At 48.3% G+C, this 26,404-nt stretch carries 34 protein-coding genes; 12 read left to right on the plus strand and 22 right to left on the minus strand.

Features of this window, described 5'->3' with window-relative positions; translation table 11 throughout:
* Window positions 1-105 precede the first annotated feature (105 nt).
* From ADN00_RS20050 to ADN00_RS20605, 12 genes are all read left to right on the plus strand, one after another.
* The gene (locus tag ADN00_RS20050; RefSeq protein ID WP_075063955.1) at window positions 106-762 is read left to right on the plus strand and encodes a hypothetical protein; all 657 of its coding nucleotides are present in this window, start codon (window positions 106-108) and stop codon (window positions 760-762) included.
* Window positions 763-785: 23 nt separating this feature from the next.
* Window positions 786-923: a hypothetical protein gene (locus ADN00_RS20600; RefSeq protein ID WP_407944723.1), complete on the plus strand. Its 138-nt coding sequence runs from the start codon at window positions 786-788 to the stop codon at window positions 921-923.
* A 90-nt stretch (window positions 924-1,013) separates the two neighbouring features.
* Window positions 1,014-1,289, plus strand: coding sequence for a hypothetical protein (locus tag ADN00_RS15745; protein ID WP_075063957.1), 276 nt, complete (start codon window positions 1,014-1,016; stop codon window positions 1,287-1,289).
* Window positions 1,290-1,515: 226 nt separating this feature from the next.
* A complete protein-coding gene (locus ADN00_RS15750) occupies window positions 1,516-1,791 on the plus strand; it encodes a hypothetical protein (RefSeq protein WP_075063958.1) in 276 nt (91 codons plus the stop codon).
* Window positions 1,792-2,105: 314 nt separating this feature from the next.
* Complete coding sequence (locus tag ADN00_RS15755; RefSeq protein ID WP_075063959.1) at window positions 2,106-3,350, plus strand: hypothetical protein; 1,245 nt, start codon at window positions 2,106-2,108, stop codon at window positions 3,348-3,350.
* Window positions 3,351-3,356: 6 nt separating this feature from the next.
* Window positions 3,357-3,572 carry a hypothetical protein gene (locus ADN00_RS15760; RefSeq protein ID WP_075063960.1) on the plus strand — a complete coding sequence of 72 codons (216 nt, stop codon included), beginning with the start codon at window positions 3,357-3,359 and terminating at the stop codon, window positions 3,570-3,572.
* 82 nt (window positions 3,573-3,654) lie between these two features.
* A complete protein-coding gene (locus ADN00_RS15765; RefSeq protein WP_082390226.1) occupies window positions 3,655-4,269 on the plus strand; it encodes a 3'-5' exonuclease in 615 nt (204 codons plus the stop codon).
* Between the two features lie 120 nt (window positions 4,270-4,389).
* Entirely contained in the window at window positions 4,390-5,964 is a 1,575-nt protein-coding gene (locus ADN00_RS15770) for an AAA family ATPase (RefSeq protein ID WP_075063961.1), read from the plus strand.
* 127 nt (window positions 5,965-6,091) lie between these two features.
* Complete coding sequence (locus ADN00_RS15775; protein ID WP_075063962.1) at window positions 6,092-6,505, plus strand: hypothetical protein; 414 nt, start codon at window positions 6,092-6,094, stop codon at window positions 6,503-6,505.
* Window positions 6,506-6,573: 68 nt separating this feature from the next.
* Window positions 6,574-6,912 carry a hypothetical protein gene (locus ADN00_RS15780; protein ID WP_075063963.1) on the plus strand — a complete coding sequence of 113 codons (339 nt, stop codon included), beginning with the start codon at window positions 6,574-6,576 and terminating at the stop codon, window positions 6,910-6,912.
* An 879-nt stretch (window positions 6,913-7,791) separates the two neighbouring features.
* A complete protein-coding gene (locus ADN00_RS15785; RefSeq protein ID WP_075063964.1) occupies window positions 7,792-8,220 on the plus strand; it encodes a DUF1257 domain-containing protein in 429 nt (142 codons plus the stop codon).
* A 3-nt stretch (window positions 8,221-8,223) separates the two neighbouring features.
* The gene (locus ADN00_RS20605) at window positions 8,224-8,415 is read left to right on the plus strand and encodes a DUF2997 domain-containing protein (protein ID WP_160317546.1); all 192 of its coding nucleotides are present in this window, start codon (window positions 8,224-8,226) and stop codon (window positions 8,413-8,415) included.
* A gap of 136 nt (window positions 8,416-8,551) precedes the next feature.
* Here the strand turns inward: ADN00_RS20605 and ADN00_RS15795 are convergent, their stop codons facing one another.
* From ADN00_RS15795 to ADN00_RS15905, 22 genes are all read right to left on the minus strand, one after another.
* Window positions 8,552-8,953, minus strand: coding sequence for a hypothetical protein (locus ADN00_RS15795; RefSeq protein WP_075063966.1), 402 nt, complete (start codon window positions 8,951-8,953; stop codon window positions 8,552-8,554).
* Between the two features lie 7 nt (window positions 8,954-8,960).
* Entirely contained in the window at window positions 8,961-9,332 is a 372-nt protein-coding gene (locus ADN00_RS15800; RefSeq protein ID WP_075063967.1) for a hypothetical protein, read from the minus strand.
* 19 nt (window positions 9,333-9,351) lie between these two features.
* A complete protein-coding gene (locus ADN00_RS15805) occupies window positions 9,352-10,350 on the minus strand; it encodes a GH25 family lysozyme (protein ID WP_075063968.1) in 999 nt (332 codons plus the stop codon).
* A 15-nt stretch (window positions 10,351-10,365) separates the two neighbouring features.
* Window positions 10,366-10,659 (minus strand): hypothetical protein, encoded by a 294-nt coding sequence (locus ADN00_RS15810; RefSeq protein WP_075063969.1) that lies wholly within the window; start codon window positions 10,657-10,659, stop codon window positions 10,366-10,368.
* Window positions 10,660-10,689: 30 nt separating this feature from the next.
* Complete coding sequence (locus ADN00_RS15815) at window positions 10,690-11,322, minus strand: SET domain-containing protein (RefSeq protein WP_075063970.1); 633 nt, start codon at window positions 11,320-11,322, stop codon at window positions 10,690-10,692.
* Between the two features lie 12 nt (window positions 11,323-11,334).
* Window positions 11,335-12,228, minus strand: coding sequence for a hypothetical protein (locus ADN00_RS15820; protein WP_075063971.1), 894 nt, complete (start codon window positions 12,226-12,228; stop codon window positions 11,335-11,337).
* Between the two features lie 11 nt (window positions 12,229-12,239).
* Complete coding sequence (locus ADN00_RS15825; RefSeq protein ID WP_075063972.1) at window positions 12,240-13,373, minus strand: siphovirus ReqiPepy6 Gp37-like family protein; 1,134 nt, start codon at window positions 13,371-13,373, stop codon at window positions 12,240-12,242.
* Window position 13,374: 1 nt separating this feature from the next.
* Window positions 13,375-14,238, minus strand: a complete 864-nt coding sequence (locus tag ADN00_RS15830; RefSeq protein WP_075063973.1) for a phage distal tail protein — start codon at window positions 14,236-14,238, stop codon at window positions 13,375-13,377.
* A 9-nt stretch (window positions 14,239-14,247) separates the two neighbouring features.
* On the minus strand, window positions 14,248-16,263 hold the full coding sequence (locus ADN00_RS15835; RefSeq protein WP_075063974.1) for a tape measure protein: 2,016 nt from the start codon (window positions 16,261-16,263) through the stop codon (window positions 14,248-14,250).
* A gap of 206 nt (window positions 16,264-16,469) precedes the next feature.
* Window positions 16,470-16,745: a hypothetical protein gene (locus tag ADN00_RS15840; RefSeq protein WP_075063975.1), complete on the minus strand. Its 276-nt coding sequence runs from the start codon at window positions 16,743-16,745 to the stop codon at window positions 16,470-16,472.
* A gap of 45 nt (window positions 16,746-16,790) precedes the next feature.
* Window positions 16,791-17,246, minus strand: a complete 456-nt coding sequence (locus ADN00_RS15845; RefSeq protein WP_152966385.1) for a hypothetical protein — start codon at window positions 17,244-17,246, stop codon at window positions 16,791-16,793.
* Between the two features lie 12 nt (window positions 17,247-17,258).
* A complete protein-coding gene (locus ADN00_RS15850) occupies window positions 17,259-17,693 on the minus strand; it encodes a hypothetical protein (protein ID WP_075063977.1) in 435 nt (144 codons plus the stop codon).
* A gap of 385 nt (window positions 17,694-18,078) precedes the next feature.
* The gene (locus tag ADN00_RS15860) at window positions 18,079-18,417 is read right to left on the minus strand and encodes a hypothetical protein (protein ID WP_075063979.1); all 339 of its coding nucleotides are present in this window, start codon (window positions 18,415-18,417) and stop codon (window positions 18,079-18,081) included.
* Window positions 18,414-18,881, minus strand: coding sequence for a hypothetical protein (locus tag ADN00_RS15865; protein WP_152966386.1), 468 nt, complete (start codon window positions 18,879-18,881; stop codon window positions 18,414-18,416). The genes ADN00_RS15860 and ADN00_RS15865 overlap by 4 nt, the downstream gene beginning before the upstream one ends.
* Before the next feature lie 21 nt (window positions 18,882-18,902).
* Window positions 18,903-19,091, minus strand: a complete 189-nt coding sequence (locus ADN00_RS15870; RefSeq protein ID WP_075063981.1) for a hypothetical protein — start codon at window positions 19,089-19,091, stop codon at window positions 18,903-18,905.
* 13 nt (window positions 19,092-19,104) lie between these two features.
* Window positions 19,105-20,184: a hypothetical protein gene (locus ADN00_RS15875; protein ID WP_075063982.1), complete on the minus strand. Its 1,080-nt coding sequence runs from the start codon at window positions 20,182-20,184 to the stop codon at window positions 19,105-19,107.
* Between the two features lie 14 nt (window positions 20,185-20,198).
* Complete coding sequence (locus tag ADN00_RS15880) at window positions 20,199-20,594, minus strand: hypothetical protein (protein ID WP_075063983.1); 396 nt, start codon at window positions 20,592-20,594, stop codon at window positions 20,199-20,201.
* A gap of 35 nt (window positions 20,595-20,629) precedes the next feature.
* The gene (locus tag ADN00_RS15885) at window positions 20,630-21,313 is read right to left on the minus strand and encodes a hypothetical protein (RefSeq protein ID WP_075063984.1); all 684 of its coding nucleotides are present in this window, start codon (window positions 21,311-21,313) and stop codon (window positions 20,630-20,632) included.
* A 141-nt stretch (window positions 21,314-21,454) separates the two neighbouring features.
* Window positions 21,455-21,610 (minus strand): hypothetical protein, encoded by a 156-nt coding sequence (locus tag ADN00_RS20060; protein WP_160317548.1) that lies wholly within the window; start codon window positions 21,608-21,610, stop codon window positions 21,455-21,457.
* Window positions 21,607-22,974, minus strand: a complete 1,368-nt coding sequence (locus ADN00_RS15890) for a structural protein (protein ID WP_075063985.1) — start codon at window positions 22,972-22,974, stop codon at window positions 21,607-21,609. Before ADN00_RS15890 ends, ADN00_RS20060 begins: the two co-directional genes overlap by 4 nt.
* 204 nt (window positions 22,975-23,178) lie before the next feature.
* A complete protein-coding gene (locus tag ADN00_RS15900) occupies window positions 23,179-24,771 on the minus strand; it encodes a hypothetical protein (protein ID WP_152966388.1) in 1,593 nt (530 codons plus the stop codon).
* A 2-nt stretch (window positions 24,772-24,773) separates the two neighbouring features.
* Complete coding sequence (locus ADN00_RS15905; protein WP_075063988.1) at window positions 24,774-26,240, minus strand: terminase large subunit domain-containing protein; 1,467 nt, start codon at window positions 26,238-26,240, stop codon at window positions 24,774-24,776.
* Window positions 26,241-26,404: the final 164 nt, after the last annotated feature.

The following is a 26,404-nucleotide window of genomic DNA, read 5'->3' on the forward strand; positions in this document are numbered from 1 at the left end:
TGAGCGAAACCGCCCGGTAAACAGCCGGGCGGTTTTTCGTTTAACTTTCCTCATCTTCAAAGTTTATATAAGCAACCCCAAATAATCACTAGAAGGAGTGAGCTTATGAATTCTACGAGCAAAGAAATTATTAAACTGCTGAAGAAGGTTACGGCGACAGGCCATTCTCAATCACAGATCTTCGATGATTGGTTGGAAATTACTCACTTATCGCTGGAAGCCCTTCCCAAAATCGCCCAGGCTTATTCAAAAGGCGAGACATACACAGACCCTCCAGAGGTAGCAGAGGTGTTCAAGCGGGTTCAGTTCCGGTATGGCACATCTTTTGAGTTATTAAAGCAAGCCTTTGCAATCCTCATTCAATCTTGCAGTCGTTCGCAGGTGTTTTTCGGGAATGAGAATGGAATACCAGGAGACACCTCCCCGGATACATTAGGTGAGGTTTACATGGAGTTTGGCTTACCCTCCAAATATACCGGGCAGTTCTTCACCCCTTGGCCTATCGCTCAATTTATGGCGTTGGCTAGCATGAAGGACGTGGAAAATGAGGTCCACGAAAGGATCAAGGAGGCGTGCAACAAAGATGTTTTCGCCCAGGCATTATTAGCAGCCTCAATGGTCATCAGAGATGGAAAAGAGGCGGGGCAGTTCTTCTTCGGAACCCTTCTTCCATACATAGCGCGGAGAACGAAGGAACAGGTGGAACCCGATCAGAAATTGAGATCTCATTACATGCGCCTAATTTGGGCGATCCGTTCTTGATTAGCTTCAATACCACTTTCCTATTGGATGGTTTGAGCCACATCAACAGCGAACAGGTGAGGTTGCTGTTCAACCACAATAACACGCCCGGTGAAATGGTTGCGGTTGATAGTTCGGATCCCTGGCGGTATGTGATAATGCCTATGCACTTGGGATATTAAGATCAAAGCCCGGCAGAAGTCGGGGCCTATTATTTTGCTTAAGTAAACCTGTTTGGAATTCTAATACCTATTCCAGGTAAGGAGCGTTTTATGAAGTTGCGCGGATTTTACACAAAGAATTACCTTAACTACCAGATTGAGAAGAGAAAGAAAGAGTTGGAAGAAACGGTCCTTTTGGATCACAACCTGGTAAAGCTTGCGAATATCGGTAACACCCCAACTGGAGATCCAGAAATGGGTGAAATGGCGAGGGTGGTCATTACAGATGTCTACCTGGTTATCAGCACTTTGGCCCAAGAAATTTTGAGGTTGCGAAATGAAAGAAAATATTGGATGGAGCGAAGGAGCCCCACAAAACGTATATGAAGATTGTGAAGGTGCAGAAATTATCGTGTTCAGGCAGTGTCCCAATTGTGGGCGTTTCCTCACCACCGGAGAAGTCCTTCAAAACAAGTTGTGCAAGGTGAAATTGCAAGGATGGATCTGCAGCAAGTGTGGCGAGGTCGAACCGGAATGGATGCGGAGTGCTTAACTTTTGGGTTTCTCAAAGTTTATAGAGACAACCCTATAAAACCAAAAAGGAGAAAGCATTATGAGAATTCTGTTGGTTGAAGTGGAAAACTTGAAGTTGGCCCAGGAAGGACGCGCGATACAAAATAACTGGCCCAAATCCCCCACCTCAAACGGTGAGTTTATGACCTGTTTTTTGGATGAGGTGCAAATCCAGTTGGAAAATATCAACCTGGAAAACGGCAATTCGGAGGAAAACCAGTACCGGCTTTGGCAGGCTTTGGCTTATCTTCAAGGCGTGCTGGATCTTGTCGATGGCAACACCACCCCGGTCCCGCTGGATGAATTGGTGGGGTGACCGATGGAGGAAACCGTTTGCCCGAATTGTAATGAGCGAGTTATTCCAAAGGAAATCACCAGCAGAGAAACGGAAGAGTACCAAGGAGCTTTGTGGTTCACTGGAGATACCTATACACAGCGCATTTGCCCGAAATGTGGTGCGAATTGCGATAAACAGTTGGTATCGGCAGACGTGGAGGACCTGCCTTTTTAATTCTCACCAAGCCCGGTCTGAAAAGGCCGGGCTTTTGTAGTTTAAGTACTTAACTTTCGGGGTCCTTAAAGTTTATATACACAACCCTATAAAACGAAAGTGAACCGAAAGGATATGTTATGGAAACCACTATCACAGATCGAAAGCAGGAAGTTGCGGCCTTAACCGGTCTGACAGTTGACCAAATTGGAGCCGTGAAATTTGAGTTGGACCACCTTCGGAAAAATGGTCTTTTAATAGATCTCAATATCAGCGGGACATCGATGTTTATTCGATCCACCACTTGGATTGAGTTGGGAATTCAGGACATTGACGATCCTCGTACCAGTCGTTTCACAAAGGGATCGAAATTCCTCATCCCGGAGGACCAGATTAAGAAATTGCGCTCAATTGAGACGCAGATGCGCTCACTTCTTGACGGCCTTTCATTTGATGTTACTGGCTTTCGGCCCTATCGCTGGTTGCCGGTAACCGCTTATGAGAAATTCCGGGAGAAATGGGCTGAGTTGACCGAGCGTTTCAATCAGGCGAAGCAGGAGATCATAGACAATTACGATGGATATCGAGATCTCGTTTATGCCGACTTTCGGCTTATTGCAGAGGCGGCGTGGAAACAGATTGAGAAGCAGGGCTATTCTTATGCCATTGTGAACGGCAAGGCACTGGATCGAAACGAGTTCATCCAGGCGATTATTCAGGATGCGCTGGCAAAATTCCCCTCCATCAACCAGGTTGAAAATGACCTGAAATGCGATTATGTGACCGCCTTGCTTTATGGCCAGGAAGAGTTAGAAGCGGAGAAATTGAGGACGCAGCAATTGCAAAACCTGATCTATGAGGAACGGCAAAAGCGGTTGGCCCTCGAACACGATGAGCGATTAAGAATGGAGCGGGAGCGTGAGCAATTGCGACACGAGGCTGAAATCAATCGTTTAGCCGAAGAAGAAAAGAACGCCAAAATCATGGCCATGTGGGAGGCAGAGTTGCAACATGCGAGAGAGCAGCTTAACCAGATCTCATCCCCACTGGATGAAGTGTTCAATGACCTGCGCCGCCGGATCTCTGGTGATGTTGAGTCCATGCTGGAGTCGATCAAGAAAAATGGTTACTTAAAAGGAAAGGTTGCGGAGAAAGGGAAAGGCCTTTTGGATCTGTTTGACCTTATGGCAGCCCATGATGACAACCAACTCCGGGCAAAACTGGTGGAGTTGCGCCAGGCCATTGGCCCTGATAATAAAAGCCGGGCAGATGGTGATGTTCGATCCACGGAAGAGATTGTATCCATCCTCAACCAGATTGGCGACTTAACCAGCAAGGCGGTGAAGGATACCATGAATGTGAGCCGGGCGCGGTTCGTGGAGTAAAACAAAATGGAAGGGAGGACTTGGACCACCAAAGAAGGTGAGGTGATCCCGCTCGAAAAACTGGAGCCGGATCACCTCATCAATATTAAACATTTTCTGGAGCGGAAAATAAGCGAATTCCGGGAGATGCTTGAAATTTGCGAGCCAGACAGCTTACGAGGTGCGACTATTCAGGAAGGCAGAGAAAGCGAGGTGAAATCCAGGGCGAGTTTTGTAGAATGACCTATCGAATTGCTTTCATAATCTTATAAACACCTAGGCCCTTGGTCCAGGTGAATTTTATTTTAAGAGAAAGAGAGTTTGTATGATTCAATCACCTTCAACAAGTCGGCTGTTAAACCCGGCGGTGTACAACCAGGCCATTGAAATGGCAAAAGATCTGGTGAGCTGTTCAAACGCGGTGTTTTTTGACACCGAGACAACCGGGTTCGGAATGGACGCGGAGATTGTTGAAATAACGGCGCTGGACAATGAGGGGAAAACCATGCTGGACACCCTGGTAAAGCCGCTTAAGCCCATTCCCCCGGAAGTGAGCCAAATTACCCACATCACCAACGAAATGGTTGCGTTCGCACCTTCCCTGCAGTCGCTTAAGAACGCTTTGGAGTTCACTTTTTCGCGGAAAGTTTGGGTGGCGTACAATGCTTCATTCGATGTGAGAATGTTTTACCAATCTCATCAGATCTCCGGGATCCGGTTCGCGCCAAACTTTTTCGCGGTGTATGATGCCATGCTCATCGTTTCCAACATTCTCCAAATGCCCAACCCATACGGAGGTTTCAAGTGGGTCAAGCTGGGCGAGGCCGCAAAACTATTGCAGGTCGATCTTGGAGATGCGGATTTGCACCGGGCAAAAGCAGACACCACGTTGATGCTGCAGATCCTCTATAAGATCTCCAAATTGGAGAGAGTTGAATAATCCTCATCCCTGTCGGGTGAGATCCCGGCAGGGCCCCCTTTTTATTTAAGCTTAACTTTCGAGGTTCTCAAAGTTTATATACATAACCCTATAAATCTTTTCAGCCAAAGGAGAACCGAAATGAGTGAGAGCGCAATTCAGAGTTTAGACCGTTATATCAGGGCGCGTTATCCAATCATTGGAATAGCAAGCCATGAAGAAAGCCGGGTGATGAGTTTTATCCACCAGGTTGCCGCAATCCGAAACCGCCAGATCGTGAGCTGGTCTGTTACCCAGGGCCTCAAACAGGAGCCATCGGACACAAACAACCTCAACCCCACCGTCACGTTTGACCGAGACACAATACGGGAGATCGTAGCAGCCCTTGAAGAAATTCTGGCTTTTGAGGGAGATCCAACCCTCTTTGTTTTCAAAGATCTCCACGGAATTATTGGAAATCCGGGGCGCGGTTTTGATCCTATCATTGTGCGTTACCTGCGTGATGTGTGTGCCAGGTTTGAGCAGACCCATCATAACCTGGTTCTCTTATCACCTGCAGTGTCCATCCCCCCGGATCTGGAGAAGGTGATGGTTTCAATCGATTGGCCCTTACCTGACAAACAGGAGTTGACCGAAATTCTGGTGTGCGTGGGTAATGATCTTCCCGATAAATACCCGGTCCACCTCAACGGCAACCGAGAGAACATTGTGCAAGCCATGACCGGATTGACCGCATTTGAGGCGGTTGGAGTTCTCAATTCCGCAACCGTGGCATGTGGCAAGTTGGACGAGAGCGCGATCCCCTTCATCGTGAAGGAGAAAGCCCAGATCATCAAGAAAAGCGGTGTTCTGGAATTCTACGATAGTTCAGTCACCATGAGCGAGGTCGGCGGGTTGGACAACCTTAAGCGGTACGCTCAGATCAAGCGGAACGCTTTTTCAGAGAAAGCGCGAGAAGCGGGTGTTGACAGCCCAAAAGGTGTGCTGTTGGTTGGTGTACCTGGTACAGGCAAGAGCTTGTCGGCAAAAGCAATCGCCGGAGGGCAGATGCCGTTATTGCGGTTGGATATCGGATCCCTTATGGGTGGTCTGGTAGGTCAATCCGAGAGCAACATGCGGTCGGCGCTCAAAGTAGCGGAGGCGGTTGCGCCGTGTGTGTTATGGATGGACGAGATCGAGAAAGCCATTGGCGGGGTTGATTCTTCTAACCAATCAGATGGCGGCACCCTGGCCCGACTTTTCGGTACGATGTTGACCTGGATGCAAGAGACAAAATCCCCGGTCTATGTTGTAGCGACCGCAAACGATGTACGGTCTTTACGACCAGAGCTTCTCCGGCGGTTCGATGACATCTTTTGGGTAGATCTTCCAGATGCAGAGGCCAGACGAGAGATCTTGCGAGTCCACCTGGACAAGCGGGGTTATGTTCTCTCGTCTGATATTGAGAAGGTCGTGGAGGCTACCTGGTCTTTTTCTGGAGCAGAAATTGAAAAGGTGGTGAAATCTGCAGTTGAGGCGGCGTTCTTCGATGAAGCCAACCTATCCACAGAATATTTGCTACAAGCGGCACAGCAGATCATTCCGGTGGGCCAGACGATGCAAGAGCAAATTGAGAGCTTGCGGAATTGGGCTAAAGATCGCGCCAGATCTGCAGGAAAACCCTGCGAACCCAAACCACAGGTGGTGATGAGCAGAAAGGTGATGCTGGATCTCTAATCCATCTCCACCATGCCCGGTCTGAGAAGGCCGGGCCTTTTTTTATTTAATTCAGTGAAACGCTTAACTTTTCGGTTTCTCAAAGTTTATCAACATAACCCCATAAAACCTAGAAAGGATCAAGAAAATGAGCGATAGAGAAAATGTGTTGACCCAGGTTGAGAAAGTGATGTCGGGAGCGGATCCATCCGATCTGTTCTTCGATTGGTTTTGCCGGACCAGTTCCTTGAAGGCCAAAGGATGCAAACTGGTTCGCAAGCTGGAGCAGCTGTTGAATGCAAACCAGAAGGGCAATCGTTTTGATCCCAATGCGGTGTACACCATTTTCAAGAATAATTGTCCGTTGTATGGCAAGCTCTACGATGATATTCGGATCTGCGATTTGGAAACCGGGAAAGTCCTTTACACCATCGTCCCTTCGAGTGGTTTTCAAAATGATTTTGGAACAGCGATCCTTTGGGGCAAGGACAATGATTTTTCTGGACCCATTCTGGAAGGCCAATGGAAAGATATTCTGGCCTACTTCTCAACCCGAGCGTAATTCAAAAAGTGGGCCGGATCTCCAGGTGGGCCGGCCCACTTCAACCTATTCAATAAGGAGAGCGAAAAATGTGTAACCTGTCTGATAGCGAGATGCAAGAGATTATTGAAGAAGCCATCTCCACCCCATTGAGCGAGCAATTGGCCGAGGCCGATCAAGTCCAAGATTATGTGGAAATCGAGGAAGATGAAATCGAGGACGAGGAAGATGCTTCACAATATGACGACATGACGGAATATGAGGTGTCAGATCTTATCGCCAATGCAATTTATATGTGGCTTGACGAAGAGGATTGTGATGCAAGCATCTCGACCTACGAGCAAGCGGGTGTCTTAACCAATAACGAAGGTTTGGTTGTCACGATCAACGGCAAGAAATTCCAGGTTACCGTGGTTCGAGCGTCATAACCCATCCTCACCAAAACCGGGGCGGTTCACCGAGAAATCGGGGGCCGCCCTCTTTTTTATTTAACTGGTTTCATGTGCGTACACCTAAAACCGGGTTCGCTAAAAGACGTGTAAGGGACGTAATCACACCATGACATACAAACATACCCTTACCTTGAAAATGAGGCTAGAGACAGCCATAGCCTCGTAGAGAAAAAACCGAAAAAAAGCCGGGGTTGCCACAAGGGTTATAAGAGAAGAAACGCGGAAAATGATAAAAACACCCTATTTTTGAAACGACCCGGTATAGGGATGCCAGGTCACGGCAAGACCACAAAAAAAGACCTCGCTAAAGGGCGTGTAAGAGATGAAATTGGAATATGACATATCAATACACCTAATCTTTTTTAATGCTGCTCAAGCCGAGTACCGGGGAGTAGAGCAAAAATAATTTTGCCGAGAGGGGAATTGGGGTTCACCAAAAGACGTGTAAGGGACGTAAACGAGCGAACCCCCAAAAACCACTATTTATTAAAAATGATGTTTTAGACCGCCTAAGCCGATTTAAGGGACGAAAAAAACAGCCCGCCAAAAGACGTGTAAGGGACGTATTCACACCATGACATACCAATATACCCAGATTAAAAAACATCGTAGAAGCCGAGTATCGGGGAGTAGCGCAAAATTTTTCCAGGCAAAAAAAGAATTTGGGCTCACCAAAAGGCGTATAAGAGATGTAATCAAGATACCCTCAAAACCTCGTTTTTGATAAAAAACAGCGTATTGACCCTCTAGTGGGCTGCACGCTTTTAACCCAATTTGGGGCGTTTGCTTAACTTTTCGGGATCTAAAAGTTTATATAACTGACCCAAAAATATTAAGACTCGAAGGGAGTAGGAAATGTCGAAATACAGGGAGATTAAAACCGAGTTCAGAAATCCAACCAGCTTGAAGAAAGCGTTGGATGAGATGGGTGTGAAATACGAGGCCAGCCTTGATGCCCGATCCAATTCCATCACCCTATGGAGCAATTGGAAAACGTGGGGTGGAGAAAGCCAGGCGGTAGCAATCGCCATTCAGAAGGATGAGGCAAGCCGAGTTGGTCTTGGTTGTTATGATGGAGTCGGTTTCCATTGGAACGGATCCTCATACGATCTGGTTGCCGATCACATGGATGAGAACCTCAACAGTGTGGTAAGCCAGATGAACAAACTTCGTCAATCGTATGCGAAGCAAGAGATCCGGCGGCAAGCATACCAACGAGGCTATGGAGTTCAAGAGGCCGTTGGTCAAGATGGAGTGATTAGAATGACGCTGGTAAGGAGATAGATGATGAATAAGCCACACAAAATCGAGATCCAGATTACCCCGGAGGGTAAGGTTATTGGAGAAGTGAAGGGTGTTTCCGGCCCACAATGCGGCCCACTCACCAAATGGTTGGAAGAAATTGGGAGCGTCCAGGTTGACAGGAGCACCCCGGATTACCATAAGAATTCCGATCAAAATTTGACGGTCAAACGCTAATACTTCGCTGTCATGTTCTCCCCTTGCATGACAGGTAAACCGCCCGGTTCGCCGGGCGGTTTTTTTGTTTTAACTTGCATCACCACAGTATAAGGTTGTTGGGGAAAAGATTTTATTGACTTATCTTCATAAGCGTTTACTCCCGGAGTTGAGTGGATTTGGTTTGTGTATCGGGCCGGGCCGGAACGGATCGGGCAGTAGCAGGTTCAGGGATTTGATAGGTCTGCAGTTTCTCCAATAGAGAAGAAATGTCCTTCGACCCGGTTTTGATTGAAAATAGGGCGGTAATCAGATCGTTTACAAAGTTCGCGCCGCGCGCCAGAATAATTCCGGTCAGCACAAAACCAACAAAAGGCACAATGCCAATCATGGTTAGGGCTGCAAACAGGTCAAGCTGGAAAATAACAGCGACCCCAATTCCCACGACCAGAGCGGTGATCCTGGGCCAGTTATAACCGCCTTCCAGCACCCATTTGATGTTGGTAACAACAGCCTCAATTAACAGAGACGCAGCGATAAAAATCAAGAAGCCTTCCATAAATACCTCACTTTAAGATTTGATCGAAAGCCAATATTATTTTGGGCAGGTTAGAGAGAAGTCCAAGTACAAGGGCAACCGCCACCGGGGCAGCAATTTTGTCACGGACAAAGGCCCAAAACTTATCCTCGTCTTTTTGTTCGGTCTGCTGGTTCTGTTCTTTTGGAGTGTGTCTATTTTCATCCCTGAATAGGTAATTACAGCCATTCTGATTGATGTTGTTGACAGCTTCGGTAAGCCGTTCCAGATTTTGCGACATAATGGCCATTTGAGTAAGCATTCCGGGCGTGCCATTATGACCCCGAATTGTGCGGTTTAATTCCGCAACCTGGTCCAAAACCTGGTTTAGCTTTTGTGTGTTAAGCGATGCTGGCGGCATAACGGCAGATCCCCAATGGTTAGATCTTCTGAATATAAGAGCCGTGAACCCACCCCGAAAGATCATTCCAGGTTACGTTCTTCCACATTCCTTTTGACTTCCCGGCGTAGTCAAGGATGGATCCCGCTTTTAACACGGTAATGATTTGAGAATTCAGGTCGGGGCCTTCCCTCATCCTTAAACCAAGCGTAACCCACGGAGAAACCGAGTATTTGACGGCGACATCTTTTCCTTCTGGCATGGTGATGGGTGCCGTTGGCATTGTTTTCCCGGTCGCCTTTTCGAGCCATTCTTTGGAGAACAGGTTCAGGTCAATTGGCGATAAAATGGTCGCCCTATCGTCATAGTAAGTGCCGGGGAGGGAAATTAGATCTCCAGTGAATTGCCAACCAACCATGTTTTTCAGAGTAACGCCAGGTGGCAGTAGTGGTGTTTTGCCGTAGGGCAGGTAATAGACCAGATCCTCCCACTCCAGAGTGAGCTTTTTGTTTGATTGGACGACGTAATTAGCTACCCAATTAGAATAATCGCCCAACCATTCTGACATACCCTGCGCATACGAGGTAACAAAGCCGTAGCTGGTATAGAGAATAACTGATTTGTCTGCTCTGGAAACCAGGTAGTCCACACATTGTTTGGCATGTTTAGCGATCAGGTCTGGGCGAATTCTAGGGACAGCACTCCAAGAAATTTGCTTAATAACGGCCTTGTACCATGCGTCCCAATTATTCCACCATTGTTCAATGTCCAAAACGTAGGCGAAAATATTCCGGCCTTTATTAATGGAAAGAAAGGTGTCGATTTGCTTTTCCGGGTAATAGATCGGATCCACCCAATGATAGGGGGCAATTGGCATTTCATCTTTTTGGCAGTCAGTGTAATGCTGGTCGAATTTTATATCTTTCGATAAACTGCCGGATGATTTGGCGATGACCGCCCCAACCCCCTTCGAGCGAAGCAAGGCGGGTAAGATCTTCTTCTGATACCTCGAAACGTCAACAACATATGAACTTAACATAACAACCTCATAAAATCACAAAATTAAGGCGTAGGCGTTGATGTTGGTTTGCACCAACCAGAGAAGATCGCCGTCATCGTAAGCCCCACTTTGGACAATCGGATTGACGATGATTACAGGCAACATTTTTCTAGCGGCTTGAATTGGGTTTGAAATAACAGATCTTGCCCAACTCATCCTGAGATCGTGATTTTCGGTTGAGACATCTTCACGGATGATGGTGTCTGCGGATTGCAGACAGGCTACCACAACCTTTTTCTCGATGTTGGCGTTTGAATAAATTTCGTTGTAAATTTCCAGGTAGTTCATAGAAATGATCCTCACTTGATTTGTAATACGCTAAAGGCCAATTGGCGCGGGCGGGATAAAAAAAAGACGGCCCAATGGCATGAATTCAAGACCAAACAGGTATTGATCGTAAACATAGGTGGTCCAGGTGTAGGGGCCACCACTTTTTTTATAAGCAGCCCCACCCTCATACCCTGTTCCTGTCAGGTGAGAGAGAAGGGTTTGACCCGCTGTTCTTGCGTTGTCGGTGCCGGAGTTCTGTTTGTAAAACTCCAGAAATAGCTGACCAGATGCCAATGTGGGGTTAAATGAGAGGTTTCCAGGACTGGGCAACACACTTGTATACTGACTTGAAGGGTTAGTGTTCCAGCCTATCGTTTCCCAAACGCCAAGAATGATGCCCCTGTTCTCACCCGAAGCGTTCACCTCAACCAGGTAATCGCCCGGTGCGAGGTCTTTTCGGGCAAAGACCCCGAAACCAACATTGCTTCCGGAATAAGATTTAATTGTGTCTGGTGTTACGCCGCCGATCCTGACATAGTTGACCCCGCCCAAACCGCCTTTATTGAAAAGGAATAGAATAAGGCAAGCAGGTGATTTGTCCGCCGGAATGTTTACCGTGGAGGACCAAGTACCAGTTGTGCCAGATGAGCGTGTGTCTAATAATGCAACATCAATTGCCATATAATCACCTCATTATGAAAGAGGGGAGATGGAGCGAGCAATCCATAGCGTGACATTCACCTGCTTGATGGTTGCAACGCTATCCACATTCAAAAGGATGGCGTAAGGCCAGAAATCGGTTTCTGATGGTTTGTCAATCACATGCCCAGGCCAGTTCAGGCTTACCATGTTTGGATAGGTGGCTTCGTTCCAAACATACTTATAGCCAGATCTCGCAGATGAGAGCGAGGGCTTATTTCCAGAGGCACAGATTGATTCTGAAACAGTGGGGGGGTATGAGCTTAAAACCTTCTTCCAGACATCGATTGTGATTGATCCGGTTTGATCAGCAACCATATCCACTCGGTAGATCTTCCCACGGACAGGCACAATAGCAGCTACAGGAACCGGGCCGGTTGTGATAACAGATTGAGCGGATCCAATCACAAAGGGGATTGCATACACTCCCAATGCCCAGGATCGGTAATCGAGGACTTTATTTGCCGGGACATTGGTATCACCATAAGAAACCGTCAGTCTTGCGAGTGGGATTTGAAAAACGGTGCTAGATCTCGTAAGTGTAGGTAAGGATGGAGAAGATCCGGGCGTTCCTTCCACAATTTTCAGGGTCATGGATCGGGCGGTCCAGTCTACTTCACACACAACCCAATCGTATCGGTATTGTCCGGCGGTTGTGGGGGCGGCGCTTACTGGTAAGATCGTTTCCTGATCGGAGAAGAAATAATTGCCCTTGATGTGAGCCGCTCCAGGTTTGATTTTCACTTGCATACCAGATGCGTCAGCGTAAACAAAGAGGTCGTCATCAACGCCGCAGATAACGCCATCCTGCAACGATTTGCCAATGGTTTTAACCCAATCAGCCTGATAGATAGGCTGGTTATCGAAGAAATAGAATGTTTCGGTCATCGTGCCTCACTTTATTGACTTGTCTCAATCTGGTTGACCCGATCAGTTAGGTCTTCGATCCGCTCAAAGGTATTAGAAAGAGGAATGTCTTTCAGGGATCCGATAGTTGGGACGATCTTTTCTTCACCATCCTCATCAATTGAAAATTTGACTTCCGTGACGGTTTCCTGCAGGACAACCGCTTCATCAGCAACGGACACCAGATCTCCTAGAAAATAATCCACCCCATAAGTGAAACCCACGCCACCAAGCTCATTTGGCACGATGGTGTAACCCTCTTGCTCCTTCTTTTTCTCCAGTTCGGCTTCTCCCCAATTCTGGAGCTTTGCGCTGTCTGGTTCGTTGCGCTGGTCCTTCATCATCTCAACCAGCCCCCAGGTGCTTATAGAGTTATTATCATAAACACAAACATTTGACCTTGACGATCCTTCGCCCTGGCCTAGCACAATTGCGTAATTTGCTTTTGGAGCGCGGAGTTTATGCTTGAATGATTGCAGGTTTCCAAAATCGGCAGAGAATTTGACTTCGGTGGTTCTATCGGTAGGTTCAAACACCTCAAAGACCAGCCTGCCAAGCGTGGAGTCGTAACGAACGCGATAACCAACCCCGCCCATTTGGGCGAGGTTATAAATGAGGGTAAGAAGGTTGTCAAAGCGAGCGTTGCCGGTTACGGTTAATCCCAGGCCAGAAGAAGCGCCAACTTGGAAATTCGGTAGTCGCCTTCGTTCAATTGCGGATGGGCCGCAGTTGTAATCCACGAATTCCAAAATAACAGCTTCGGCAAGTCCAGTCCTCGTATCGTAAGCGGCTGTTGAGAAGTTCCATCCAACCGGGTCTGGCACAGCAACGCGATCCCCAATTCTGGCAAGATCATCCTTTCCCTTGAATGTCCATGACCGTGAGAGAAAGGACTCCGCATCCATAGCCGTTTCGAGTTCTTGGACCACCCCAGAGAATACTTCAACGTCATTCCGGACGATGATAATGCCTTGATTGACGGATAGCGGGAGATCCCCTTCACCTGAAAGGGTCCAGCTTCCACCCAGGCAAAAGCGGGAAATGAATTCCAATCTTTTGTACCTGGTAATTTCGGAATTCCGAGTTAAGTCAGGGTTTCGAGAATAAATGCGGTATTCAGCAGACATCTTACACCGTTAAATATGCTGGAGTGTACATGACGGTAACAGAGGTGTTTCCATTTCCTCCAACGATTTCCACTTCAACCTGGTTATTGCCTTGCTTCATAGGGAAAAGAGAGCTTGCAGGTGTGAGGTAAGCGAAACGGTTAACTCCATCTCCATCACGAATGGATCTGGTTCGAGGTCTGGTATCAATAATGAGGCTTTCTCCAGTCAATAGGGTTGTGTCAACAACGATAAATTTTCCACTTGTATGGTTTGTAACGTGAAAATGAGTACCTGGCCCGGTGATCGTGATGACAGGCCATGCTTCCACGTCTCCACTATTGGTCAATGTCGCGGTCACGGTGCTTGAAGAAGCCGCAAACCTTACAGGTAAGATGGGAAAGAAATTATAGGGAGACCAATCCCCTGACACCTGCAGCGTAATTGGAGAAGCTGCGTAAAAATAAGGGTCAGATGCGTAGAAGTCAATCACTCCACGGATCCAGTTGGTGAATTGATCCGGCCCGGTACCATCAGACGAGAGGCCAGAGCGGTAGCGGCAATTCAAAACCCTTGTAACACCTTCGTTTGTGATCCTCAATTGACCATCACCTTTGCGCGGATCAAGAATGGAAAGCATGGTCCTAATTCTGGACATAACCGATCCCCGGTCAGCGTCAATCACCATGATTGGCAGAAGGTAATCACGTTGAGAAATTCGAGCAGCGTTTACAATCGAGCCGTGAATGAGGGGAGATGAGCTTTCCTGAAATTCAAAACCCGGCATGAGATCATTCGAGATCCCAACCATTGAGTAAGTATTCACCCGGTCATTCAGGTTAATAGAGATCCCATTTGCATTCGTGAAGGCAACGTTATAACTCATCCAGCACCTCTAAAATCCGTAGGCCATCTCCCAGGACGAAATAGCCCCGGCAAGTGTGTTCTCGTCCAGATCGCGCCCATTGTTATTGACAGTAATGTTTATGGTCTTGCTGTTATAAGTTGATAGATTGGCGCCCATATCAGGCAGCTTATTATTTGGGATAATGGTTCCAGTAGTGGAAGGCGTGAAAAATTCAGGTCCTTCTTCACCAACCAGGTAGGTTGTTCCAGGATAAACTGTGCCGCCCCTGGCTTTGCCGCCGGGTTTTCCTCCACCTCCACCGATCCCTAAAAGGTTGGCCGCCCAATCAGGGATAACAGCGTCAGCAATTGCACTTAAGAACGCCTTGATTTTATCGATAGCGGTTTGAATTGCTTTTGCTATGTTGTCGAAGCGCGTTTTGATAGCGTCCAGCACCTCAATTCCTTTATTTTTCAGGTTGGTAAACCAGTTGATAATGTCTTGAATTGCGCCATCAACAACAGCTTTCCCTTCCTCAAAGGTCATGCCAAAGAAGGTGTCCAAAACCCAGGTTGCAAAGAGTTGCATGTTTTCCCAAATATTGGTAACCAGGTCCTCAAAGATGCCCTTAACGGTTTCTGCAGCACCAGGGAAATCCCCAGTGAATATTTGCATAATGAGCGTGCCGAGCGACAGGATGGTGTCCATCGCCCAGGTAAGCGAATTTTGAATGATGGGCCAGTAATTAAGAAAGGCTTCAACAGCAAAATTAATGGCAATACCCAGGTTGGTTAGAAAAGCCTGAATTAATGGGCCGTTGTCGTTCAACCAGGTTCCCATTTGATCCAGCAAACCTCCGAGTGTGGTGAGGTATTCTGTTACCAATGGGCCGAGAGTTTCTCCCAGGTTGCCAAAGATTTCAGTTATTACCTCACTTATGCCAGGCCCCTGTTCGGTGAAGAATTGACCGAACTTCTCAAAAGTAGAGAAGATCCCAGAGATGGTTTCTTGCAATCCATCGGGCAACCCGGCGGTCAAGGCTTCCAGAAATTCGCTGGTGAACTTCCCATCTTGCATAACTCCAGCGTCACCAATTGCGCCAAATAGGTTGCCGAAATATGAACGGATTGGGCCGGTGGCCTTATCCATTGTGGTGATAAACCCAGTGATTGACGTGCCAAGTTGGAGGCCAAAGTCTTTAATCTTTGCCATTGTTTCAGGGCTGGAAAGCATTCCCACAAAGTCAGTGACATAGGGTTGAATGGCTTGAAAAGTCCCGGTGAAGAATCCCCTCAACCCTACCTCTTTAATGTCCTGCAGGGATGAAATTAAGCCTGAAAAGGTTGTAGCTTGCTTTTCAGCGGCCCCGCCAAAATCTTCTTCAATACTTTTGGTGATCGCTTCAATGGCTTGATCCGCAGGAACCAGGCCTTTTGAGATCATCTTTTCAAGCTCGGCGGTGGTAATGCCAAATGAGTCAGCCAAAATTTGACGGACAGGTATACCCGCTTCCGTTAATTGCATGATCTCTTGTCCAGCAAGTTTCCCTTTGGATTTTATCTGGCCAAGAGCAAGAGCAATCCGGTTCATAGTGTCGCCGCTTGCTCCAGTGGCAGAGGTGTAATCCACCATAGCGGTAGTTAACCGTTGCGCCTCATTCGTGGTGAAACCATAAGCCATAGCCATGCGAAAACTATCGGCAATATCTTTTTGCTGGAAGGGTGATTTTATAGCGAGTTCCTGGATCCAGCCTTGAAGTTTTTGGGCTTCAAGGCCTGCAGCGCCCATAGCTTCGCCTAGCGAAGATGCCATACCAGCATTGACCATCTCACGAGCAGTAAGGGATTGAAGAGACATTCCCAATCTCTCATAATCAGCGTAGGCCGATAAAGCAGCTTTTCCGAGATTTGAGATCCCTGAAAAGATATTTTGAATAATTGCTGCAGACAGGATCCCGCCAGCGATATTACCCAAACCGCCTAAAGCAGCCCCCACCTTACCGAGTGGGGCAGAGGCGTTGTCTTGACCATCAACCACAATAGATATTTTGTACGTTTCGCCCATCGGTTTTCCTCATCGTTTGCGCGGCTTGGTGCGCTTTTGGACCTGGTTTTCACACGAAATCATCTGGAGGTCTTCGGCAATATATCTCATCGGGATTTGCGAGAATGTGAGCGGGTCGCAGTGATAGACGTCTCTACAAAGTTGCAACCGGATATATTGCCAGGGTGCTGGCTTTTTGGTCCACAGGTGAGCCAGCACCCCGAGTTTTAGTTTTTTGAGTCCGTATACTCCATTACCTTTTCCAGGATCGTTTTGATGACACCTTTAAGGTCGATCAGCTTGCGATGCCGGAACCCGCCAACAACGAGGCGGTCCAAAATGTCAAAGACCTCACCAACGGTGTGCCCTTGCGAATTTCCGGTGGTCCAATCGAGCAAGATCTCATAATCTCCGGCGGTGAATTCTTCGACATTCACTTCAATATCAATGGTGCGGGGCTTCGGTTGGGTGGATGGAGCTTTTTTTGATCGAGCTGTAGCCATGTTCTTGTCTCTTTTCTATTGAGTTGTTTTCACAACTTCATAAAATTACGCTGAAACGGTGGTTTGAGAGATCTGGGCGGTTTTCAATGCAAATTCAGCCAGCAGAGCATCCGGGCTAGAGGCTTCACCTCCACCAGCGTTAACCGTGGTCAGAAAGCCAAAATCGGTTTCCCACTTGTAGTGAGTTGCGGCGTTACCGCGTGGATACCAGATAAACTTGACCTTCTTCTTTGCGGCCTTTGCATCGAACAGCTTTTTGGTGGGGTCAGCGTCATTCTCCGTGTAAATCGCCTTGACGGTTACATCTCCAGGCGCGATCTTTCCGGCGGTCAGAATGGCGGTATTACCCTCGGCGGTATACGCTTCACCGATCTGCGTTTCAAAGCCGGAGATTTCGACAGACGCGGCAAAACCACTCATATCAGTGGGTGAAGCATCACCCTCGATCTGGTAAGCGACTTCGGCATCAGCGAAAGACATTCCATCAGTAGTTTGAGACATTTTTCACCTCATCTAAAAACAGTTGACGTTTACAGAAATTATTTCGTGGAGATAGGTTTCTCCAGCGATTTCAGCCATACCATCAGCGTTAGATGGTTGGTCATACATGATGGCCTTAATCAGGCTATGGTTTTTGATGTTCAAGCAAGCGGTTGCGACTTCCTGTTCCAGGTCATCCAATAGGTTTTCTGCGGTTTGTTCCGAGTAAGACTGGTCAGGCTTTTTGGGGTACAGAACAAAGATGTGAATGTTGAGAACAAAATTTGAATTGAGCCCCAATCCGGTAAGCTTATCCCTTGCAGATCCAGAAGAGGTGATATACACCACCGGGCTTGCGCCGTTGAAGTCTGCGACCTGATATGGGTAAACTGCTTGCGCTTTTGTTACGCTTGCTTGCAAATAGGCGGCAAGCGCGGATCTAACATCTTTTCGATTGACCACCGTCATTGAGCAAATCCTCGTAAGAATTCTCTTGCAACCGCCCGGCTAATGCGTGGTCCGTCCTCATCCCGAACCCTGGCGTAGAAGGCGTGTTCCCCGCCGCGAGCGTGTTCAATTGGGCCATATACGGCTGTCTTTTCACCTGATCTAGGGTTTTCTGCGTTTGGATCTATGAAGATCACCCCACGAGGTCCGGCAGCAGTAAACTCATATCTCATTCTGTGGCTAGCACGCAAAGCCCCGGTATCTACATGAGTTTTTCGTATAGCAGATTGGTGTGTCAAGATCAACCCGGCTTGCACCGCCAAGCCCAATGCGCCACCTGGTCTTAAGGCGCGGATATGAGCGGAGTTGGCTTTTTGTGCCTTTTGAATACCTCGAATAGTGGCGGTCATCTGTTAATCACGTCCTCTATTACAAGCTGGTAGGTGGTTTGACCTCGAAAGTCATCCCACGGAGAAACGCCCTTCACCAGGTAGGTTTCTCCATCCACCACCACCGAACAACCTTCGGAAATTGCGAGGCGCGTTTCAGATTGCAAATACACCTCATAGACTTTGGTGGGTGATTGCAATTCCATGCGCCGGATCGTTTCTGATGAGACAGGCATTAGCGGGGTAACCATTACATCAGCCAACTTCGACCAGGCAGAGGACCGCTTTCCATCGACAATATCTGCGGGCTTTTGAAGGACAGCACTTTTCCAGGCAAGATGAGCAAACGAGGTCATACATAATCCTCATTCTTTTCTTGGAAATCAAGCCGGATCGTGTCGCCTACGAGTGGCGCATCACCATAACGGAGCAAGATCTTCTTTTCGAGTCTGGCAATAGCCTTCTCCACCTGCTCAGCGAGCTGGTTGAGATCTTCCCGGCGAGGACCTAGCGCGATATTGACTGTGTCAATGTTGCCGGATATGTTTTCCAGGCACCGCCGTTCGGCCCGGTCCAGAAATTCACTGATCCGATTACCCTCAACTATGGAAAGAACAGAGTCAGTAACCGTACCGATATCCAATTGGTAACCCATCTCGAATAAAGAGGCAGAGATTGGATCCACCAGATCCGCGTTGTTGCCATCGTGGGTTGCTCCATCAAGCCCGGCAACGGTCATTTTTCCACCGCACCGAGCGATCAAAACAGTTTCTATTTGAGCGCGTGTCAATGCCATAAGAGAAAGGGGCGGGCTTTTCACCCGCCCCACCTTTCAACTTTTCTATCCGGCGGGTTCGCTTTCGTTATCGCTGCCGGGCTTTTCCTCATCCTTCTTTACGGTTTTTCCGGTTTTCGAGGACAAAGCCTTTTCCAGCCTTTCCAGGCGTTGGTCAATTGAATCGAGCCGTTCAGCGATATGCTCCAGGGCTTCGGTTTCGCGGATGTTTTTAAGGGCTTCTTTAACTCCCATTCAACACCTCTTCTTATCGACCGTAAGCGGAAGGAACGGTGTAGGTTGAGCCGGAGTCGAGGAACATGACACAACCATTGAGGCGGTTGCCAACACCAAAGCCGCGGCGCATCTGGTAGTACGCGCTTTCGAGAGGAAATTCTTCATCGCGGGCAACCAGGGTCAGGCCAGAGGGCAATCCGGTTTCAGGCGGGTCAACACGTTCAATGATCGGCTTCGGAGCGTCCATGTGAACACCGACCATGTAATTGGCCGGAACGCGGTCCCATTCCACAATCCATGCACCGCTGGAGTGGCGCCCCTTGATCCGGCCCGGCAACCCGGCAGGAAGTCCAATCACCTGCGCGGTATTAGCGCCAGGGACGATAAACTTGTCCCCAACTTCTTCAACCATCGCAAGGGCCAGCACTTTGGCGGTCTGCGCGGAATTGATGAATACCACCAGGTTGTCGCCATAACCAAAGTGCTCGTAGATCTCCGCGACAATGGACTTGATGGGATCGTTAGTGTCCGAGATGGACGAAGCCGCATAGCCAGAAACCAGGTAATGGTTGTCCTGTGCTTCGGTGTCCGATGAGACAACGGCGGGATACAGCGTGCCGTCATTGTTGGCAAGCGGGACAACCGACAAAACACCGTGAATTTCGTCTTGGAAAGACCATGTGGTGTTGTTGAACAGGGCGCGGAGGATCTCACGGCGCACAGAATTTGCGGCACGGATTTGGAGGCTATCCAGATGGATATTCAGATCTTTTACGGACATATAAGCCATCTGGACCCGGTTACCGCCAACAGCGTCCTGGAAGTCAAGCAGAGGCAGGGCGATATCCCACGATCCACTGGCTTTTGTGTTAGCGGGCGGGGCCTGGTTTGTTCCGGGCTGCATGTAACCAGAACCCGGCAGCTTGTATCGGCGTTTGAAGTCCGAGGTCCGCTCATCCACAAACACGGAAAGGGCGCGGTTGATTTCCTCATCAATACGAGCGATTTCCTGTTGAACCGCATCGTATACGATTTGCTGGCCCACCTGGTTTACAAAGGTGCGATCTGCAGCGTAGTCCTGCACATTGAGCAAGCCAAAGATATTCGACATAATTCACCTCCAAATTAGCGTCCGGCAACGTACAGGCATTTCGTGCCATCCGGCAGAGAGCCAACAAAGCCAACCACCACAGAGACAGTACCAGCGGCGGTGTCTACTTTCCCGGCATCGTCAGACAGGTAGACCGGAGCCATAGCATTTAAGCTGGACACGGTAAAACCCGATACATATCCAGCCATCAAAACCGGGCAGGCGACACCAGCCCCAACACTTTCTAACGCAATACCGATGAAGGTGTTAGCGGCGGCATCATTCGCGTCAGCAACAACGAGCAAGCCGGAAGTGTTGAGGGTCACAGCTTGGCCAGCGGTCACGGCAACAGCAGTCTTATATCCAAGAACTTCGCTCTTGCCGGGGTATACCTGGGCAATTTTGGAAGTCGTTTTTGTAATTTCAGCCATTGTTTACCTCACTCTAAAGACTTATTTTCACAATCCTACAAAGTAAAGATACGATTGGGCTGGTCGTTATTCTGGTTATTGCCCTGGTTGGCTTGTGGCTTGGTCTGCAGGTTCGGTTTGGGCGTCCCTCCAGACTTCTTTTGACCGCTCGGATCTACAAGCCAGAAAGGCTTTTCTTTGGCAATCAACTCCACAGCTTCTTTTACGCCCTTAAAATCCCCGGTTTCTTCCTGGGAAATTTTTGAGCGATCAATGACCAACCAAACATCTCCAGCGGCTTCTGGTCGGAAGCCAACCTCACCAGCAAGGCGAACAACCTCGGCCTTCAACAGCCTTTCGTTTGCTTCGGCCTTAAACTTTTCAGCATCAGCGAGGGCTTGTGCGGCCTTTTCTTCGGCTTTTTTGATGGCATCCTGGGCCTTCTCCAACTCGGATTTCTGCGCTTCGTCAGCTTGCCGCTTGGCTTCAACGAGTGCTTTCGCATCATCCAGCTTCTCAACACCTAGCGTTTTGAGAATATCTGCGATGGTGCTGCTTCTGGCTTGCTTTGCGCGATCCGCAAACATAGCGTCCAGTTCGGCCTGAGTGTAGGACTTTTTTTCATCCTTCGGCTTTTCGCCACCATTCCCACCATCTCCATTGTTACCGCCAGTTGAACCCCCGGCGTCAGGGTCATCGGAGAAATAAAATGTGGGCCGAATAAAATGCAGGTTTTTCATAGACCATCCCTTCATCATCCCGGTTTTTCCGCAACCGTAGCGTAGAATAAAAAAACACAGAACCCGGAGCCAAAATTTTGGCTTCGGGTTCTGTGCCTCGGTCAAGCTAATGAGATTATAGCACGTTCAAGGCGTTTGACATCAATTAGGATCCTTCTTTTGACCATGCATGTAGTCGGTCTTATCGATTTTCCCCTCTTTTTGCATTTTGTAGAGCTTTTCGAGATCTTCCTGGTTTTCGGGGATATAAATTGTAACGGTCTTGCCGTTCATTCCGATTTTCTTTTGCTTCTTCATCCTTCAAACTCCGGGGGTAAAACGATATATTCAAACTGGTTGCCAAACTTACCGTTGACCCAATTTGGTCCAACATGGGCCATGAAAATTCGGTGGATGGGAATATCCTCAACTAAAACGGTAAACCCATCAAACCGAGCTGCAGTAGAGTAATCAGAGGTCCAGCTCTCCAAAACGGAGAACATATCAGTCGGGTTTTTCAAGCCGCGATACAGCCTAACACTGGTTACACCTTGTGAGCGAAAGAATTCCTGTGTTTGATTATACATTTGCCGGATCGTGGGCTGCAAGGCTTTTACCAGGTTCTGATCTATGGCCGTGTTCTTCGGATCCCAAACCCAGGTTTTTAATCCGAATTCTTCTTTTACGGCCCACTTCATGTGAGTGGGCGTTCTGTACCACGACCCATTACACCATGCTTTGGACAGGGCGGTTGGAGTAGGCGTTTCGATGTCTGCTCCACCTGGCTTCGCAACCCGGTAAGATCGGATCTTCTTGGGTGAAGATCTGTCAAGCGGCGATAGACCTGCCAGTTTGCGCCTCTTGTCTTCACCCCGGCGATCCTTCTCGGACCCAGCCTCTTTTTTCATCTGGTCAGTTATTCCGTCATCGTAGTCTTCGTAATAGAGGGCAATCGAGGTTCGACAATAGTTATGAAAGGGCGACCAATCCAGATGATCCGCATAGCGGGGTGTGCCAGTGAGGTGAAAGGGTTCGTCAAACGGGACGTGCTGGCCATGCACATTCAAACAGCAATCGGTTGTCCGTGAGTCAACAGCGACTACGGCGAGCTTCTCAATTCGGTTTTTCTGTTTGGTGCTGGTTTGTACCACGCCACCCCATGTTGTCCACATTAGAGAGGATATCCAGGTGGAAACAGAAGCAATTGGATCTCCAGGGCGCAATACCCCGATCCGTTCTTCATCACCTAAAATCAGGTCAACATCGGAACCGACCTGCAGAATGCCTTTGGTAGTTTTCCATTGTTGTTCGACTGTGCCTACCACAGCGTCTAAAGCAGCTTCTCTTTGGGCTTGTAATCCTAACGCCATAAAATCATCAGTGGGCTTAACTCCGTAAAATTCAAGCTGCTTTTGAGCGTCCCGCAGACCATATAATTGCGCCTTTTCCAGCAAAGGCGCAATCTCAAAACGGATGGTGCGGATCAGGGCAGTCATTACCTCATTTGCCGCCCATATTTTGTTTCGATCCATAAGGGCTTGGCGCATACTTCGCCGGGCGTTGCGATAGGCGGTCATAATCACTCCACGCGGGTGATTGATGGTTCCAGCCTTCGCAAACAGGTCCAACTGGTAAGCATTTGCTTTCAATGCGGATTGAACAGCCAACTCTAGCGGGTTCATTCGCCCTCATCCCTCACATATTCAACAGTGTATAGGAGGACTTCGCCAGCGAACTCCCTTGCCCGGACAATATCGGCAGCGACATCTTCCGGTTGAGTTGCACAATCACATAGCCAGGCATGGTATTTAACGTTGCCAAACACGATCAGCGTTAAGACCAGCTCACTTCCACAAACAGGGCAGATTGGGCGGTTATTGATTGGATTAATCTTCTTCTGATTGAGATCCATCACCAGCTTGTCCCACTTCCCCGATTTCGGTTTCACCTTCTTCGGACCCCTCCGATAACGCGGCAATTTGCTTGAATGCTTCGAGCCTTGCCTTGTATTCTTCTGAGTTGGTGATTTTGAGAATATCCTCATCAGACCATCCATGCCGTTCGAGAAATAACGGAAGGGGCATACCATTAGATTTTGCAGACTTCGCCACATTCCAGAAAGTTTGTTCGAGTTCGAGTTCATCAGCCTTGTCCTCTTGAAATACCGGGCGATCTGCTATGGAATGGTCCAGATCTCCCTTATCGTAGCTTTCCAGGTCAAACCCTTCAAAGCCGTCATAATGTCGGAAGCCGCCAATAGCAACGGCCATCATTTGTGCCCTTACCAGCGCGTCATCATAATTCACCCGGCGATCTCGGACCTTGTTTTCAGTAGGGCGTTGGTTCACCCTCAAAGCCCGGCCTGAAATATCGCCTTTCACATTGAGAAGATCGGAGTTCAATTCAGGGTAGTCCTTCTCCAGAATTTCCAGCAGATCTTTTACATAAGCCGCGGTGTCAGAAATATTCAGGTTTGACACCAAAGGATATGCAGAAGATCCAACAGGGCCATAAAATACTGGTGTTTCTTCCCTTATTGGTAATTCGTTTTGGTCTGACGCTTCGGTATATGCTGTTCTGGCTTTTGAAGTTGGTTTACTAACACCAGAGAAAAGCCAGGGCGCGTCCACCATTTTTCGGATCTGGTCAGAGAGTTTGGATGCTACGTCATCCACTTCGCGGAATTTTGCGTGCCCACCCTGGTATTCGCTAAAACCAAAGTTGAGGCCAACGTTATTGTGCCGGATAAACACCATCGGCACGAAACCGTAGGGTTCGCTCCATGTGTGCGCTTCGTTCCCCCAGGCATAGGGCGCGTCATTCTTGAAAAGTTCGTAAACCACCTCATCCCCATTTCGTGAGGCGACTTCCCGATAAACGACAAAACGGTTCAGGTTTTCGGGGTCTTTCAATTCCTGCTCAATGACATAACCCTTCACGTTGCCCATTTTGTCCAGGTCAACACTTTTGATCGTGCCAGGGTGGATGATCTCGAAGAATACTTTTCTCTTCTGGACATCATCAATGACCTTGATTGCGACATCGCCCAGGACGGTTCCCCAAAGGGCGCAGATGTTTTTGTTTGTTTGCCAATTTGACCATCTCCAAACTTGCGCCAAAGCACCACGGAGATCCTCATTTTGAGTTTGGATGGGTGTTGCGGTTGATTCGTCATTTCTCGCAAACGGATCCAATGGGCCACCCCAAAGATGGGTTTTCCAAAATTCCCCCAGGCGGTAGGCCGGGTTATAAATGCCCCGAATTGCCTTGTAGAGGCCGTAATTGGATTTGAAAATTCGCGCCCAGGCGTGGATTTTGGAGTAGGCCGTGTTCTCGTAATAAGACCAATACAGGTCGTAACGGAATTTTCTTGCTTCAAACGAGTTGAAATCGGCTTCTCCAGCCATAATATCTGCAGAGAGCCAGCCTTCACGAAATGCCCGGATCCCATTTTGCAACCGTTGAAATATTGTTGTCATAATCACCCTCGGTAAGTAGATAAAACGTTATGTCCAACCTCTAATGAGCCAAATGTCTCACCTGCAGCGGCCAACGCCAGCGCCCACGCCCAAAACTTGTCTGCGTGATGGCCTTCTCCACGATCATTGTCAAACTGGATCGTTTGGGATGATGACACCAGCTTGCGGATAGAGTGGATCTGATAGATAAAATCCCTTTCCAATGGGAGCGGGACTTCTCCACGCTCGGCCTTCAACTTCGCATCAGTGGCCCACTTCTGTTTTGATGCCCCTGAGAATGTAACCCCTTCGCACCGGTCAGAATAACGGCGGTGTGCATCCTCGGCCAATTGCATACCAAGCCCGGTTTGATCAATCAGCATCCTGATAATAGGTAAGGTGTCCATCAATCGGCACAAGACGGCAAACTGGTCATCAAACTCGGTGTTTGCCATAGATATATTGAGGCGAAATGGTAAGTGATCCAGCATAGTTCTTCCGGTCAATACGATTTCCGATTTGTCTTTTGTTCGCCCCATGTCCATGCCGCCAACGAGACGATCCTCAACTTTCCCTTCAATGATCGCCCTTGCGACCTCATCAATGACAGCCAATCCCTCATCAACGCCGTTTACAATCCTGTACCAGAGCTTTCCTTGTTGGGCTAAGATCTGGTTTCGTTTAATCAGGTCCCAAGAGATCCAAGAAATGGCTTCATCCAACCAGGCGCATTCGTATTCCTGTTGGAAATCTTCGAGGACTGAGTTCTCATAAATGGTTATAAGACGGTTTGTGCCAAACAACCTCACTCGGTCATCAGTGTTCATGTGAGGTGCCAGCTTTTTGGCGTTCTCGATGTCTTTGCAAAAGGCCCGGATCATCCACCAGGGGATGGCCTTGCGCTTATAACCAGGAAATTTCTGTATTCTTTGGGTGAAGATTTCCCAAAAACGGCCTCTTGCGCCTAGAGGGGAAGATCCAATTCGCAGTGATCCACCTTTTGAAAGCACAGGAAGAACAGATTGATAGATCTCTTGATCGTTTGGGTAATGGGCAAACTCATCCAGGTAAATATTTGCTCGCGCCTTACCACGCAAGGGCCGGCAGGGGTGAGAAATAATGCGACTTCCATTCTCAAACTCTAGTTCAAAGCGGTTATCGATGACCAGCTTTTTCCTTACATCTGGATCGAGGGCTTCATGAACGTGTTTGGCATAGCGGATCTTTTCAGAGGCTTCTGCCAAATTGATTGAAAGGAAAATATTCGTGGAGCGGTCGTTTATATGGCAATCAGCAACGGAACCGGCAGCCGCCAACCATGACCATCCCACCTGTCGGCTTTTCAGATCAATTGAGAGTAATGATTGGTTGTTAAGGTTCTTAAGCTGGAATTCCTCCCACCTGGCTTCTGGATCTCCAGTAGCTTCTTGCAGGTTCAGGAATTCCACCAGGAAAAACAGGCGTGATGAAAGATCATTGAGATTTGCCATGCTTAAAACATAATTCCGGGGCGGTTATCGCCCCGGGTTCTGTATCTCGGTCAAGCCTATAGGCTTATTATTGCAACCGTTTACACTCCGCTTGGACCGAAAGCGATTACGAACTACCACGTCAATTTCGTAGATCTCGTAATTCTGCAGGGTTATTGTTACCT

Origin of the sequence: Ornatilinea apprima, from assembly GCF_001306115.1 — a bacterium.
GTDB classification, from domain to species: Bacteria; Chloroflexota; Anaerolineae; order Anaerolineales; family Anaerolineaceae; genus Ornatilinea; species Ornatilinea apprima.